The organism is Pseudomonas sp. Pseusp18 (assembly GCF_059506005.1).
In genome coordinates this window covers 2,038,851-2,053,271 of sequence record NZ_CP169240.1, presented here as the reverse complement: position 1 = coordinate 2,053,271, position 14,421 = coordinate 2,038,851, and the positions used below count along the sequence as shown (strand labels likewise).

General features: G+C 57.8%; 17 protein-coding genes. 11 read left to right on the top strand and 6 right to left on the bottom strand.

Annotation, left to right across the window (positions count from 1 at the left end; genetic code table 11):
* Nucleotides 1-111: 111 nt before the first annotated feature.
* Nucleotides 112-1,926, top strand: coding sequence for a DAHL domain-containing sensor histidine kinase (locus ACEN9A_RS09100; protein WP_258673050.1), 1,815 nt, complete (start codon nt 112-114; stop codon nt 1,924-1,926).
* 152 nt (nt 1,927-2,078) lie between these two features.
* Here the strand turns inward: ACEN9A_RS09100 and ACEN9A_RS09095 are convergent, their stop codons facing one another.
* On the bottom strand, nt 2,079-2,897 hold the full coding sequence (locus tag ACEN9A_RS09095; RefSeq protein WP_258673049.1) for an aldo/keto reductase: 819 nt from the start codon (nt 2,895-2,897) through the stop codon (nt 2,079-2,081).
* 246 nt (nt 2,898-3,143) lie between these two features.
* Here ACEN9A_RS09095 and ACEN9A_RS09090 point away from each other — a divergent pair, with 246 nt between their 5' ends.
* The 7 genes from ACEN9A_RS09090 (at nt 3,144) to ACEN9A_RS09060 (ending at nt 9,674) form a co-directional block, all read left to right on the top strand.
* Complete coding sequence (locus ACEN9A_RS09090; protein WP_258673048.1) at nt 3,144-3,932, top strand: alpha/beta hydrolase; 789 nt, start codon at nt 3,144-3,146, stop codon at nt 3,930-3,932.
* Between the two features lie 279 nt (nt 3,933-4,211).
* Nucleotides 4,212-5,189, top strand: coding sequence for an NAD-dependent epimerase (locus tag ACEN9A_RS09085; protein WP_019649464.1), 978 nt, complete (start codon nt 4,212-4,214; stop codon nt 5,187-5,189).
* Nucleotides 5,190-5,235: 46 nt separating this feature from the next.
* Nucleotides 5,236-5,976 carry a glycosyltransferase family 2 protein gene (locus ACEN9A_RS09080; protein ID WP_019649465.1) on the top strand — a complete coding sequence of 247 codons (741 nt, stop codon included), beginning with the start codon at nt 5,236-5,238 and terminating at the stop codon, nt 5,974-5,976.
* Nucleotides 5,973-6,251: a lipid-A-disaccharide synthase N-terminal domain-containing protein gene (locus tag ACEN9A_RS09075; protein WP_018928220.1), complete on the top strand. Its 279-nt coding sequence runs from the start codon at nt 5,973-5,975 to the stop codon at nt 6,249-6,251. The genes ACEN9A_RS09080 and ACEN9A_RS09075 overlap by 4 nt, the downstream gene beginning before the upstream one ends.
* 3 nt (nt 6,252-6,254) lie before the next feature.
* Complete coding sequence (locus tag ACEN9A_RS09070) at nt 6,255-7,775, top strand: ArnT family glycosyltransferase (protein ID WP_019649466.1); 1,521 nt, start codon at nt 6,255-6,257, stop codon at nt 7,773-7,775.
* Complete coding sequence (locus ACEN9A_RS09065; protein ID WP_258673047.1) at nt 7,772-8,707, top strand: SdiA-regulated domain-containing protein; 936 nt, start codon at nt 7,772-7,774, stop codon at nt 8,705-8,707. Before ACEN9A_RS09070 ends, ACEN9A_RS09065 begins: the two co-directional genes overlap by 4 nt.
* Before the next feature lie 217 nt (nt 8,708-8,924).
* Nucleotides 8,925-9,674, top strand: a complete 750-nt coding sequence (locus tag ACEN9A_RS09060; protein WP_258673046.1) for an SDR family oxidoreductase — start codon at nt 8,925-8,927, stop codon at nt 9,672-9,674.
* Between the two features lie 15 nt (nt 9,675-9,689).
* Here the strand turns inward: ACEN9A_RS09060 and ACEN9A_RS09055 are convergent, their stop codons facing one another.
* Nucleotides 9,690-11,051, bottom strand: coding sequence for an MATE family efflux transporter (locus ACEN9A_RS09055; RefSeq protein WP_258673045.1), 1,362 nt, complete (start codon nt 11,049-11,051; stop codon nt 9,690-9,692).
* A 210-nt stretch (nt 11,052-11,261) separates the two neighbouring features.
* Between ACEN9A_RS09055 and ACEN9A_RS09050 the strand changes: the two genes are divergently transcribed.
* Together ACEN9A_RS09050 and ACEN9A_RS09045 are read left to right on the top strand one after the other, a co-directional pair.
* The gene (locus ACEN9A_RS09050; protein ID WP_082920835.1) at nt 11,262-11,630 is read left to right on the top strand and encodes a hypothetical protein; all 369 of its coding nucleotides are present in this window, start codon (nt 11,262-11,264) and stop codon (nt 11,628-11,630) included.
* A 71-nt stretch (nt 11,631-11,701) separates the two neighbouring features.
* Nucleotides 11,702-12,124, top strand: coding sequence for a hypothetical protein (locus ACEN9A_RS09045; RefSeq protein ID WP_258673044.1), 423 nt, complete (start codon nt 11,702-11,704; stop codon nt 12,122-12,124).
* 36 nt (nt 12,125-12,160) lie between these two features.
* Here the strand turns inward: ACEN9A_RS09045 and ACEN9A_RS09040 are convergent, their stop codons facing one another.
* Nucleotides 12,161-12,934: a nuclease-related domain-containing protein gene (locus tag ACEN9A_RS09040; RefSeq protein WP_064616896.1), complete on the bottom strand. Its 774-nt coding sequence runs from the start codon at nt 12,932-12,934 to the stop codon at nt 12,161-12,163.
* A 318-nt stretch (nt 12,935-13,252) separates the two neighbouring features.
* On the opposite strand from ACEN9A_RS09040, the gene ACEN9A_RS09035 reads away from it, so the two are divergent.
* Entirely contained in the window at nt 13,253-13,525 is a 273-nt protein-coding gene (locus ACEN9A_RS09035; RefSeq protein ID WP_007935387.1) for a hypothetical protein, read from the top strand.
* 81 nt (nt 13,526-13,606) lie between these two features.
* Here the strand turns inward: ACEN9A_RS09035 and ACEN9A_RS09030 are convergent, their stop codons facing one another.
* From ACEN9A_RS09030 to ACEN9A_RS09020, 3 genes are read right to left on the bottom strand one after another with little or no spacing between them, the layout of a single operon-like run.
* A complete protein-coding gene (locus ACEN9A_RS09030) occupies nt 13,607-13,849 on the bottom strand; it encodes a hypothetical protein (protein ID WP_064616894.1) in 243 nt (80 codons plus the stop codon).
* Between the two features lie 12 nt (nt 13,850-13,861).
* Complete coding sequence (locus tag ACEN9A_RS09025) at nt 13,862-14,014, bottom strand: hypothetical protein (RefSeq protein ID WP_258613426.1); 153 nt, start codon at nt 14,012-14,014, stop codon at nt 13,862-13,864.
* Nucleotides 13,999-14,160: a hypothetical protein gene (locus tag ACEN9A_RS09020; RefSeq protein ID WP_258673043.1), complete on the bottom strand. Its 162-nt coding sequence runs from the start codon at nt 14,158-14,160 to the stop codon at nt 13,999-14,001. The genes ACEN9A_RS09025 and ACEN9A_RS09020 overlap by 16 nt, the downstream gene beginning before the upstream one ends.
* Between the last annotated feature and the right edge of the window lie 261 nt (nt 14,161-14,421).

Genomic DNA, 14,421 nt, shown 5'->3' with positions numbered 1-14,421 from the left:
ACGGATGACGTGGCGATGACTCGTCATTTTGCAGGGAGCGCAAAAAATGGAATTAATTGACCATTGGCAGCCTCTCTCTCAGTACAGCCTGTATCAGGGAGGAATGCCGCCATGCAGATTTCTAATCATTACAAATGGTCTGCCTTGGCAGCCATTGCACTGACCCTCTTCAGCGTACTGATATTTTTGCTGATCAAATCCTACACGTACGACACATCGACCTACTTCGAGTCGCGCGACTTCGTTCGTCAACTCAAGCAATACGATGCCAATTGGAACGTGAAGCTCCTGCGAGCCAAAATCGGCATGAACAACAACCTGTTGCTGGTGGCGCCGCCTGAAGCGGAAGAGCGCTGGCAACAGCTCGATAGCCTCAACGCTGTCGGCCCGCTCCCGACCCTTTGGCAAACCCGACGCCAGGGTTATCTGGAGGCGGTAGAAAACAAAGCCCGGTTGGTTGAGCAATTCAAACAGCACAACACGGCCTTGCGAACAGCATTCGAGGCCCTGCCTACGCTGGAAGATGCCATTCGGGTGTTGCAGGAAGATTCCAACGACAAACTCTCGTCGGTGGATGCCCGGGCGGCCTCAGTGGTGTTCGACCTTACCTTGGACACCCTTGAATACGCCCTCTATGTCAGCAGCGAACGGGCCGAAGAAATCTCCGGGCATCTGGAATATCTGAATGAGTACATCAATCAACTGCCGCCTGAACGGCGCCCGACTTTCACTGCACTTGTAGACGCTGTGAATGCCATTGTTCGAGAGCAGCCCATTGTCAATGACCTGGTTGATCGCATCAGTGTCATTCCGGTTGCACAGCAACTGGACAGCATCAACGAGTTATTGAACGAGACACAACGGCGCACAGCCGCGACAGATCGCCAATACCACCTCTACCTGGGGATCTGCGCCGGCATCATGGCGCTACTGTTGCTGTACCTGGCGGCCCGTCTGATTCGCAGTTATGCGCTGATCAACAAGATGAACAACCAATTGCAGACAGCGAACGAGCGGCTGGAGCAACGCGTCGAGGAACGCACCCGCGAACTGTTGGAAGCCGAGCGCGAGCTGATCGACGCCGCGCGGATGGCCGGTATGGCAGAGATCGCGACCAACGTGCTGCACAACGTCGGTAATGTGTTGAATAGCGTTAATGTCTCCGCGGAGTTGATCACCCGCAAATTGTCGACCAGCAAAACCCTCGGCCTGGGCAAAGCGGTAAAAATGATCAATGAACATGCCGAAGACCTGGGGCAGTTCATGACGCACGATGAAAAAGGCAAACTGCTGCCCCTTTACTTCAATCAACTGGTCGATTCCATCGCGACCGAGCAATCGAGCATCGTTGACGAGCTGGCGCAACTCACCAAGAGCATCGATCACATCAAGGATATCGTCGCCACCCAACAGGCCTATGCCGGCGCCGCCAGGCTGGTCGAGCCGTTGAATGTCGTCGATCTGTTCGAGGATGCGTTACGCATGAATTCCGGCGCCTTGAGTCGGCACCATGTCACGGTCATTAAAGACTACCAGGCCACACCGACCATCATCGGCGACAAACACCGACTGCTGTTGATCCTGATCAACCTGATCAGCAATGCCAAATATGCGATGTCCGAGGTGAGCAATCATGAGCGCCGTATGACGCTGGGTGTCCGGATTATCGACAACGCAACGCTGCGCTTCAGCGTCGAGGACCAAGGTGAAGGGATCGCTGCCGAGAATATGACTCGCATCTTCAATCACGGCTTTACCACGCGCAAGGAAGGTCATGGTTTTGGCCTGCACAGTTGCGCACTCGCGGCGGTGGAAATGAACGGGCACCTTCGCGTCCATAGCGATGGACCCGGCCAGGGAGCGATTTTTACCCTGGAAATTCCGCTGGAGATGGCGCAAGTAATGCCAGCCGCCGTAAGCCTGTAGCAGCTGTCGAGCCTGCGAGGCTGCGTTCGGCGGCGAAGCCGTCGTCAAACCAGAGCTTGCGGTGCATCAGGCAGACCGCGTCAGTCGGACTCACGACTGCTGCGCAGCCGAACGCAGCCTCGCGCTGCTCGGCAGCTGCTACAAGGTAGCCGTCAACCCACCAGCGCAATCAATTGCTGGCGCTGTGCATCCGTGAGCATCGGTCCTCTACCTGCACCGGCGTTTTCCGTCATGTAGCGCGGGTTGCCGGTGCCGGGGATGACGCAGGTCACCGCCGGATGAGCCAGCAGGAACTTGAGCGCCAGTTGCGCCCAGCTGTTGATCCCCACTTGCGCAGCCCATCCCGGTAACGGTTTGCCTTTCAATCGAGCGATCAGGCCGCCACCACCGAAGGGCCGATTGCAGATCACCGCCACACCGCGCTCACGACACAGCGGCAGGATTCGCTTCTCGACAGCGCGGTCGTCCAGGGCATAGTTGATCTGCAAAAAATCCATCGGCTCGGCTTTCAACACCGCCTCCACTTCGTCGTAGGCCGACGCCGTGTAATGGCTGATGCCGATGTAGCGGATGCGCCCTTCTGCCTTCCATTGACGCAAGGTCGGCAAATGGGTTTTCCAGTCCAGCAGGTTGTGAATCTGCATCAGGTCGATCCGGTCGGTCTGCAACAGTTTGAACGACTGCTCCATCTGCGCGATGCCTTCTTCGCGGCCACGGGTCCAGACCTTGGTGGCCAGGAAGGCCGGTGAGCGAGGGCGATGGATCGACAACAGCTCACCGGTGGTCTGCTCGGCGCGACCGTACATGGGCGAACTGTCGATCACCTTTCCACCCTTCTCGAACAACGCGCTGAGCACCGCCTGCAGTTGCTTGTAAGCGGCATCGGCAGGCGTGACATCAAAACCGCGATAAGTACCCAAGCCGACGATGGGCAACGGCTCGTTGCTGGAAGGAATGGCTCGGGTCAGCATGTTCTTGCCTCCGTGTGGCGAGGGGGCTTGCCCCCGTTCGGCTGCGCAGCAGTCGTAAAACCATTGCATGTGGTGTACCGCGATTGCAGGTTTTGGGGCCGCTTCGCGACCCAACGGGGGCGAGCCCCCTCGCCACAGGTGCTCGCACCTACACGGGCATTGGGCGGCGCTTCTGCACAGCTGAAATTGCTGGACTACACTCTGGCGACGCTCCAGCAATAGCTGTCTCAAGGCCCGAAGCAGTCCATGCCGTCCACTAAACTTAGCCGAATGTCGCGAACCCTGGTGTCTCTCTTCGCTTTCATTGCCGTTGCATACCTGCTGCTCTGCATCGCGCTGTTCGTGTTTCAACGGGCCCTCATCTACTACCCGCAACCTCGCACCATCGACACACCCGAATCGCTGCTTGCCTTGTCAGTCGCCGACGCGCAGGTGCTGGTGACCGTCAGGCCGCACGACGGGCCGAAGGCGTTGATCTACTTTGGTGGCAATGCCGAGGACGTTTCCCGCAGCCTGCCCGGGTTTTCGCAGGCGTTTGCAGATCATGCGATCTACTTGCTGCATTACCGAGGCTACGGTGGCAGTACCGGGTCGCCGTCCGAGGAGGCGATTCAGCGTGACGCCATGACCTTGTTCGACTATGTCTACAATAGCCATCCCGATATTGCAGTGATCGGACGCAGCCTGGGCTCAGGCGTTGCCGTGCGCCTGGCCAGCCAGCGCCCGGCGTCGCGGCTGATCCTGATCACGCCCTACAACAGCCTTGAAGACCTCGCCGCCCGCCAGTTTCCCTGGTTCCCGGTGAAATGGCTGTTGCAGGACAAGTTCGAGTCCTGGAAATACGCCGCTCACATCACCGTTCCGACGCTGTTGGTTGCAGCCGAGCACGACGAAGTCATACCACGCGCAAGCACAGACCAGCTCTACACCCATTTCGCCAAAGGCGTGGCCACGCTGCAGGTCATACCGGACACGGGCCACAACTCGATTTCCGAGAGCCCCAACTACCTGCAAATGCTGGGCACCGCGTTGTGAGCGCCCTCACACCAGCACGCGTTTAAGCAAGCGGTCAGAAAAACGAAGTAATTACTTAACGTTTTTTTTACAATCCAACTGGCAGGGTATACGGCTGCCATTTCTGCGGCTCATGATGTGCACTGCACAGAACTTTACCAATACAATGGAGCAAGGCATGGAGCCAATGGTGGCAACAAGCCCAAAAAATATACTGATCAGCGAGTACTTACAGGGGATTGTGATGCAAAAGCGCCCTTTGCGCAGAATCGGAATCAGTCACGCACAGGCGCAGGCCTCATGACTGTTCTGGTTACTGGCGCCGCCGGTTTTATTGGGTATCACACCGTCAAGCGTTTGTGTCAAGAAGGCCTTGAAGTCGTCGGCATCGACAATCTCAACGACTATTACAGCGTAGAACTCAAACACGCACGGCTCAAGGAGCTGGAATCCTTGCCGGGCTTTCGTTTCCAGGCCATGGACATCGTCGACAAACCGGCCTTGATGGCGTTGTTCAAAGACCATGCTTTCACCGAGGTTGTGCACCTGGCCGCCCAGGCGGGTGTTCGCTATTCACTGGACAACCCGGATGTTTATGCGCAGTCCAATCTGGTGGGCTTTCTGAATGTGCTGGAAGCTTGCCGGCACCATCGCCCCGCGCATCTGATCTATGCCTCGAGCAGCTCGGTGTACGGCACCAACAGCAAAATGCCGTTCAGTGTCGAAGACGCCGTCGATCATCCTATTTCGCTGTACGCCGCCAGCAAACGCGCCAATGAACTGCTGGCGCACAGCTATTGCCACCTCTATGGCCTGAAAGCCAGCGGCCTGCGCTTTTTCACCGTATACGGACCTTGGGGGCGCCCCGACATGGCGCTGTTCAAGTTTACCGAGGCAATCCTGAAAGGCTTGCCGATCGACATCTATAACCATGGCCAGATGTCGCGCGATTTCACCTATGTCGACGACATCGTTGAAAGCGTCGCCCGCCTGCGCTCCAAACCACCGGTGCCGAACGAGCCGGGCGCTGGCGTAAACCGGATTTTCAACATCGGCCGTGGCCAACCCGTGCCACTGCTGGAGTTTGTCGACTGCCTGGAGTCGGCGCTGGGCATCAAGGCCCAACGCAATTTCATGCCGCTACAGGCAGGCGATGTGATCAAGACCTGGGCCGATATTTCGGCACTGGCCGAGTGGGTCGACTTCCGTCCTCAAGTGACGGTCGAGACCGGTGTAGCAGAATTTGTGAAGTGGTATCGCCACTTCTATCAGATATGAATCGAGCCCTTGATAAACAAAAGACCAAGGAGCAAGGGGGGACTCTATGAGCCAAGACATTTTTGTATCTGTACTGATTCCAGCAAAGAACGAAGCGAACAACCTCAAACCGTTACTTGAGGAAATCCGCGTCGCATTGGCCGATGAGGCCTACGAAATCATCGTGGTGGACGATGGCAGCACCGATTCCACCTTGCATGAACTGCGGCAGTTGAAAAACAACGGCCTGGACGCGTTGCGTATCCTGCGCCATGAGCGCTCGCTGGGGCAAAGCACCTCGCTCTACCACGCGGCAATCGCCGCCCGGGGGCAATGGCTGGCCACGCTTGATGGCGACGGTCAAAACGACCCTGCGGACATCCCCGGGATGTTGGAGCTGGTGCGCGGTGAAAAGGGTCTGGTCGACGTTCAGCTGGTGGCCGGGCACCGAGTCAACCGCCGCGATACCGCGAGCAAACGCTGGGCTTCGCGCTTCGCCAACGGGCTGCGCAGCCGCCTGCTCAATGACTCGACCCCGGACACCGGCTGCGGGCTGAAGCTGATCGAACGCGCGGCGTTTCTGCGCCTGCCGTACTTCGACCACATGCATCGGTACATTCCCGCGCTGATCCAGCGTCACAACGGCCGAATGATCGTTCACCCGGTCAACCACCGGCCCCGCACCGCGGGTGTGTCCAAATACGGCAACATCGACCGCGCCCTGGTGGGTATTCTCGACCTGTTCGGTGTGTGGTGGCTGATCAAGCGCACGCGGTTGAACACCAACGCGCAGGAGATCGAAGGATGAACCTCTCCCGCGAAACCCTGTGGCTGGTGGTCGGCTTCGCTGGCCAGATCGCCTTTACCGGTCGCTTCATCCTGCAGTGGCTGTATAGCGAGTACAAAAAACGCAGCGTGATCCCGGTGAGTTTCTGGTACCTGAGCATTGTTGGCAGCGCCCTGCTGCTCGCTTATGCCATTTACCGGGCAGACCCGGTGTTCATTGCTGGCCAGGCCTTTGGCTCCATCGTCTATCTGCGCAATTTGCAATTGATTGCCCGCACCAAACACCTGAAGGACTGAGCCATGCGTAAAACCCTGTCGCCCAGCATCGAATGCCTGGGCCTGGTGCTGCTTGCCTTGCTGTTGATCGGCGCTGGCCTGGGGCTGCGTCAACCGCAAAACGTCGACGAGGAACGTTTCCTCGGCGTAGCGCTGGAGATGCTGCACAACGGGTCATGGTTCATCCCTCACCGCGCTGCGGAGATCTACGGCGATAAACCGCCGGTCTTCATGTGGATGGTGGCGTTCTTCGCATGGCTCACCGGCCTGCCCGCCCTCGCCCTGTATATTCCGGGGATGTTGTCGGCGGCGACGGTCACGGCCGTGGTCTACGACCTGGGCCGCCGGTTGTGGAATCAGCGCATCGGTCGAATAGCGGCGCTGTTGTACCTGGCCACGTACCAGACTTACAGCATCCTGCGTACCGGCCAGATCGACAGCCTGTTGATTCTGTTCACCTCCCTGGGCCTGTACGGACTGGCGCGGCACCTGTTGCTCGGGCCAGCCTGGCGCTGGTTTTACGTGGGCTGCGCCGCCATGGGCATTGGCATAATCACCAAAGGGGTCGGCTTCGTCCCGGCCTTGATGCTGATTCCGTATGCCTACGCGGTGCGCAAAAACTGGTCCGGCGTGGTGGCCATGCCTGGCCAGAAGCGCAAATGGTTCCTGGGCTTTTTGGTGGCGCTCGGGGCTATCGCAATCTGGCTGCTGCCTCTGGCACTGTCCATTGTGCTCAATGGCACCGCGGAAGAAGTCGCCTATGCGCGAGAAATCCTGCTGCGCCAGACAGCGGCACGCTATGCCGCCGCGTGGGACCATCGCGAACCGTTCTGGTACTTCTTCGTCAACGTGATCCCGCAATACTGGCTGCCGTTGGTGCTGGCCCTGCCGTGGCTGGTGCCGGCCTGGCGCAAGCAACTGCGCAAGCACGACGGTCGAGTGCTGGTGCTGTTGAGCTGGGTCGTGCTGGTGGTGCTGTTTTTCTGCCTGAGCACCGGCAAGCGCAAGTTGTACATCTATCCGGCGTTGCCCGGTCTGGTGCTGGTGGCGGCGCCACTGATTCCCTGGCTGCTCAAGCGCTGGTTCGGTAAACGTCCACGCGCTATGCGGGTATTCCAGGCGCTGGTGGTGAGCTGGTTCGTTCTGTGGTTCGCCCGCGGGTTTATCGAGCCGATCAAGGAAGGTCCGAACCCCCACGAAGCGATCATGGCGCAGGCGGCGACCATGACCCACGGCGCCGACCTGGTACTGGTCAACTGGCGCGAGGGCCACTGGTTATTCGCCCGGCAGCCGATCGTACATTTCGGGATGAGCAGTTCCTCGGTCGAACAAGCGGCGCAATGGCTACGCGAACACCGTGACGCTTACGCCCTGGTGCCCGACGAAGTGCTGAGCCAGTGTTTCAATCCCGAGGCCGCTCATGAGCTCGGCGAAACGTCTCGTGCGCAATGGTCGATCGTGGGCGCCGATGCCGATAACGGCAAATGCCAGCCCGGACAACCCAAAAAGGTCTATCGCTTCAGCTGGGACAAGGACAAGTCATGAGCAAGAGAGGGAAGCTGGGGATACTTCTCATTGTTGTATTGCTTGGCGCCTATGTGGTTTCCGCACGCTTCATGGTCCACCAGCAGCTGTATGCGTACTGGAAAACTCTTTGGCATGGTAATCAGGCGCCCGATAAAAATATCTGGCTGCCAGACTATAAAGCCGTGATCCAGGCCAAGCCTGTCGCGGACATCACCAATCTGTCCGGCATCGCCTATGACCCGGACCATGATCGACTGCTGGGCATCACCAATGGTGGGCCCATGCAGATTGTGGCCATGAACCGCAACGGCGATCTGCTTGAACGTTACCCGCTGATCGGCTTCCAGGACACCGAAGGCCTTGCTTACATAGGTAACGGACGCGTAGTGATCGCCGATGAACAGTTGCAGCGACTGTATGTCGTCACCTTGCCGGACAGCCCAGGCCCGATCAATGTCGAGAACGCCCCGTTCGTTGCCATCGAGATCAACTTGAGCGAACACAACAAGGGGTTTGAAGGCGTGACCTATGACGCGGCCAATGATCGTATCTTCGCGATCAAGGAACGCGATCCGCGGCAGCTGTTTACGGTCACGGGCATGCTGGCGTCCATCGGCAGTCCGTTGCAGGTGCATATCCAGGACTTGACCCACTGGATCGACCGTAGCGTCTTCGGCCTGGATCTTTCCGAGGGTTACTACGACCCGCGGACCGGTCACTTGCTGTTATTGAGCGAGCAATCCAGCAACGTGACCGAACTGGACCAGGACGGCAACTTCGTCAGCTTCCGCTCCCTGCTCGGCCTGAATGACCTGAAAAAAACCATACCGCAAGCCGAAGGCATGACCATGGACACTTCCGGTGAGCTCTACATTGTGAGCGAGCCCAACCTGTTCTACCGGTTCTCCAAGTCCAAGGCTGCTGTGGCGGAGAATCAGCAGAAGCAATAATGGGTTTTGCACCGGATGGGCCGGCAGCTGCTACGGATCGCATCACGGCTGAACTGACCACCTATCGGACAACTTCCCGCCCCTTGCGCCATTAAGCCGATTCCGGGTCTTTAATGGTTGCAGGATTCCAAGCCAGCCCCCCACTCCGACCAGAAACACGACGTCCAAGCGGGGCTGACACCTCGCACCCCACTGCACACGCATCGGGAGACTCGTCATGAAAATCGTCGTGATTGGCGGTACCGGGCTGATCGGCAGGCAGCTCTGCAAAAACCTGCAAGACCTGGGGCATGAAACCTTGGCCGCGTCACCGAGCACCGGCGTCAACGCCCTCACCGGCGAGGGCTTGCAAAACGCCTTGCAAGGCGCCGATGTAGTGGTCGACGTGGCCAACTCGCCCTCCTTCGAGGACGCTGCCGTGCTCGAGTTCTTCGAAACCTCCGGGCGCAACCTGCTCGCCGCCGAGAAGGCCGCCGGGGTCAAACACCATGTCGCGCTGTCGGTGGTAGGCACCGAGCGCATGCTCGACAGCGGCTATTTCCGGGCAAAAATGGCCCAGGAAAAACTCATCAAGGCATCAGGCATCCCTTACACAATCCTGCGGGCCACGCAGTTCTTCGAATTCATCGGGGCCATTTCCCACTCGGGCGTACAGGAAGGCGACACCGTGCGCTTGACCTCCGCCGCGTTGCAGCCGATTGCCGCGTTCGATGTCGCGACAGCGCTGGCGAAAGTCGCGGTGCAGGCGCCGAGCAATAACACCCTGGAAGTGGCCGGGCCTGAGCGCTGGCCGCTGGTGGAGTTCGTGCGCTTGTTTTTGCAACACACCAACGACCCGCGCCAGGCCCATCCGGACGACACGGTCCCCTACTTCGGCGCGCCGATCGATGACCACTCGCTGACGCCGGGCGAGCACCCCATCGTCGGGCCGACGCGCTTCGAAACCTGGCTCAAGAGCAGCGTTTAACCTTCAATCGAGGGCTTACACCAACCGCTCGATCTTCTGATGCTGCCAGACCATTTTGTAATACAGGGTCTGCAGCATCAGCATGCCCAGATACGCCACCGGAAACGCCATCCACACCCCTGGCAGCCCGAAGCGCGTATCCAGCAGATACGCCACCGGCAACTGCACCCCGACCACGCAAACGATCGACACCGCTACCGGCACCAATACCGTGCCGCTGGCGCGCATGATGCCGCCGACAATTGCCTGAAAGCCAAACACCAGCAGGCTCCAGAGCATGATGTGCAACAGGTGTTCGGCCATCGCCCGGGTGGAATCATCCGTAAGAAACAACCCCAGCAACCAGTGCGACAGCAGATACCCCAACAGCACCAGGCCACCGGTCAGGCACACGTTGATCAACAACCCGGTGCGCAAAATCTCCCCCATGCGCTCAAGGCGCCCTGCCCCGATCGCCTGCGCGCCAAGGATCGATGCCGTGATCGCAATCGACAGCGCCGGGAACTGCACGTAATTGACGATCTGCGTCACCGCCCCGTACGCCGCCGTCGCCTGGGAACCGTGCTGGTTCACCAGCGCCAGAATCACCAACTCCGACAACGACAGCACCACCATCTGCAACCCAGTCGGCAACCCGATGCGCAACACCTTGCCGAGGATGACCCTGTCGAGCCGCATCGCCGCAAACATCTCCCGATCCGGCGCCAACGGATGCCCCTTGCGAATCAACCGCCACGCCAGCCACCCCATCGCCGACAAGTTACCCACCAACCCCGCCCACGCCGCACTCTGAATCCCCATCGGCGGCAGCCCCAACCAACCGAGAATCAACGCCGGCGTCAGCGCCAGCCCGACACACGTCGACACCACCAGCGCCAACAACGGCGACAGCGTATCGCTCACCCCGCGCAGCAACTGCGTGAACAATACAAACACCAACAGCGACGGCAAAATCCACATCATCACATGCGCATACGCCACCGCATCGTCCAGCACATCCCCCGGCATGCCCAAACCCTGTAACGCCGGCCGGGCAAACACACTGCCCAACACCGCCGCCACCACCCCGATCATCGCCCCCAACAGCAACGTCGAACCGGCGATGGCCTTCACCAGATGTGGCTCACGGGCGCCCCAGGCCTGACCGATCAACACCCCAGCGCCCGCGCCGAGGCCAATGACCAGGGCGATGAAGAAGAACACCACGGGGAACATGCCCGATACCGCCGCTAACGCCTGGGTGCCGAGCAATTGGCCGATGTAGATGCTGTTGACGGTGCCGGACATGGATTGGAGGAAGTTGGAGAGGACCATGGGGGCGAGGAATAGGAGGTAGGTTTGCCAGAGGGGGTGTTGAGGTTTGGCTGGGGTTTGCATTGAGAGTCCGTCTCGGGTGGGGGCTGGCATCTTGGAAATTCTACGCTACGGAACTGGGAACAACGCGCTTCTATTTTGGCGGATTTGAGGTGCATGAGTAATGGCTGCTTTCGACAATGGATACAACCGAAAGCGGACAGTAGACAGGTAACCGCTGATGTCCTTAGGCTGGTCAATCTAGTGACAACACAGCGCTAAAGAGGACCATTCATGTTGGTAGTTGCCATTGATCGAGATAGCGTGCATGCGGGGGATGACCTGGAAAGTCACGTGACGTCGATCAAACTCAATCCAGCAGCAACGCTACGCGCCTTATTCGAAGTGATACAGGATATGGGCTACCTCCCTGATATCACTGGAGGCAAGGCTACCTGGATTATTTGTTCGTCTGGCAAACCAATAGGTGTTTTAGCGCAGCAATGGCCAGAACCTAAATTATCCGTGCCTTATGAGAGCATCGTAGATCAATATTTCAGAGCTACGGAACCTCGGCTACTGTTCAGATATTGGTGCCAGGCAGATCCAGATCAGGTCTTTTCCCATATCAAGGCCGGACATGAGCCACCGTCACGATTTTAGGGTTTGTCATTAACTTGGCCGTTCAACAGTGTCCGTATTGCCACCCGTTAATTTACGCGTCAGGTACCACCATGTACGAAGTCAAAGCCCTTGTCTTGTCCGATGTCCCAGTGTTTCCAACGTGGGCGCATCCGGCGGTCTATTACTCAGGTTCAGACCTATACATCTGCTTTGAAGCACACGAAGATGATGTATTTTCCGTGATCTGCCTTACCGGCCTCATCGAGTACCGTGTGCAACCGCTCACCGATGAATCAACCTGGAAGCATCAGTATTTTTCAGCCGGGCTTGAATCCTATAAGTTTCATCTTATGGAAAACTCCCCTCTAACAAAACCCTGGCCAGATTCTCAGCACTGGACCATCACATTTAAAGACGAAATCCACGATGTTGTAGCAAGTTCATTGACTGTAATCAGTAGAGAATTGCGCGCGCCCTCTAAAGAAAAAGCCCTACTAACTTCAATGAAGCCCGAGGCTGCCAGCGTTTCCTGAACAGTAGCGGCTCCACAGGGCGAAGTGCCTGGCGGACTAATCCAAATCCTGTTTCGCTCGACATTTGGGGTAGGCACTGCAGCCCCAGAACCGCTCTCCTGCTCTATCGCCTGTCTTACGAATACGAATGACAAAATCGCTTCCACAACGCGGACAACGGCGTTTTGCTAAAGGGTCGTTTCGCTGTTTCAGGTGTTGTACATGCTCGTGGTGGGTAGCGAGAGAACTGTCCCTCCTCCCGCTCTCAAGCGCCGTCACCATTGCACTCACCTGCGCGTCGTTAAACACAGGCTGCTGAAAGGACTTGATGTAGCGGATGCAGCTGATGCCTTGGGTGACATTGTCCGGCATGACGGTTTTGAAGCTGCTGCCACCGACGAAGGCGATTACAGAATGGATGTGCTCGGGCGGAACGTTGAGCAGCGCTTCTAGCGCCTTCAAGTGTTTGTAATTCTGTCGCAGCGGGTTCTGGAACCTGGAGCGATGCCGAAAGATCTGCTGTGTCCACTGGGCCTGGCGCTCACCTCCGAAGATCCAGCCACGCATGTTTTTGGTCTCCAGCACGAAAATGCCAAAGGGCGACAGGAACACATGATCGATCTGGGTAGTGCCGTCGGGTGTATCCAGTGTGACGTTGTGCAACCGTCGGTAGACCTGGCCATCCAACCCATAGTGGGCGAATGTCCGCACCAGCAGCTCACCAAACCAACCCTTGAACCAAGGCGTCTTGATGATGATGAGCATGACCAACAATGGCATCAGCCACTTCAGCATGTCGAACAGCGGCTGGAGCATAAAGAAAATATTCATCGCTTCCTTTGCGTGGCGTACGCCAGACGAGGCCACACCTTCACCCTTTTGTTCCTTGCTAGCTTAGGCAAGGTAACTAACTTTCGCTTTACCTTGTAGTCTGTGAGTCATGAAATAGACGGTGCTCCTCTTGGATTCAACGCTTCCGACAAAAGTAATCACACCTGCTTTACATACAGGTCCTACACCAACCTCGGAAATCACTACTATCCCACTGGTGCGGAAAAAACTATCTTCACCCCGTCACCTACAAAGCGACCAGGTTTGGCGACCTGCAGATCGGATCAGTCCCTTTAAATCTGATTCGGAGTTTCACCTGTGGATAGATACATGCCCCTCACCGGAATCGACCTGATCCCGGCCTCCCTGCTCATCGACACCCAAGCCCCACTCGACGTCCTGCAAGCCATGGCCGACTACCGCATCCGCACGGTCACACAGGTGCTGGAAAACATCGCCTTCCGCGCCGAGATCGGTTGCGACACGGTGGTGCTGTCGGATTTTGCCAAACTGCTGGCCATTCCCCTGCGCGACGGCTGTGATTTGATGGATGTGATTGGTAGACGCTTGCGGGCGCAAGCAGCGGAGTAAATGAAAACGGACGCCTGACTGGCGCCCGTTTTTTGGTGCCCGCAAATCGTGATGCATCAGCCGCCACCAGACACCTGACCTTTAACCAATCTGCTCGAACCGCCGCCGCTTCATGAACAATCCCATCCCTATCGCCACGGCAAAAACCGACAGCAACCCCAGATCAAACCCCAACAAGCGGATCTGACCTGCCACAACGCAGCCAACCGCACCCGCCGCCACCAACACCACTCCTAGCCACTTGCGTAACAGATACGGTTTGAGGAATTGATCAAGCAGAAAGGACAACACCAAGGCAATGACCAATTGAGTAATTACGGACATGTACGTCTCCAGTCAGGTCTTGATGATCAATGTCGAAAGGGTGCGTTGCGGGCCGATACCGCCGTTGACCTGCGCCTCAATGCTGACCAGTACGTCGCCCACATGGTAGGTGGGTAGGATTTCATTGGCATACGTGCGCACACCGGCGCCTACAGGTATTGCCACGTAAGAGGGGGCCACGGCCTTGGTGGCGGCAGTGAAAAATGCAACTCGCGCAGGCGCCCACGTTCGCTGTCGTTGAGGGTGATCTGCGAGACGTTGAAGACGATCCCGTGAGTGCCCATGTATTGGAAAGTCCCTTCGAACTTCATCCCACGCATCCTTTCGAGGCAAAGACGGCGATTCTCTACAAGGAGCGCATTGGGTTCAAATCATTTCACCTTGCTGGCAAGGTGTGTACTCGGTTTGTCAGTACTTGAATGATGCCAGCGCCTTGTCAGGCGCCCGTTTTGTTTTTTCGAACCCCGCCAACACACAGATGTCGAAACAAGTGATGGCATTGCCACTGATCACAGGCCGCTGGCCTGCTTCATTCAAGGGCGACGCCAGTAGCTCACACACTTTAGGGTGCG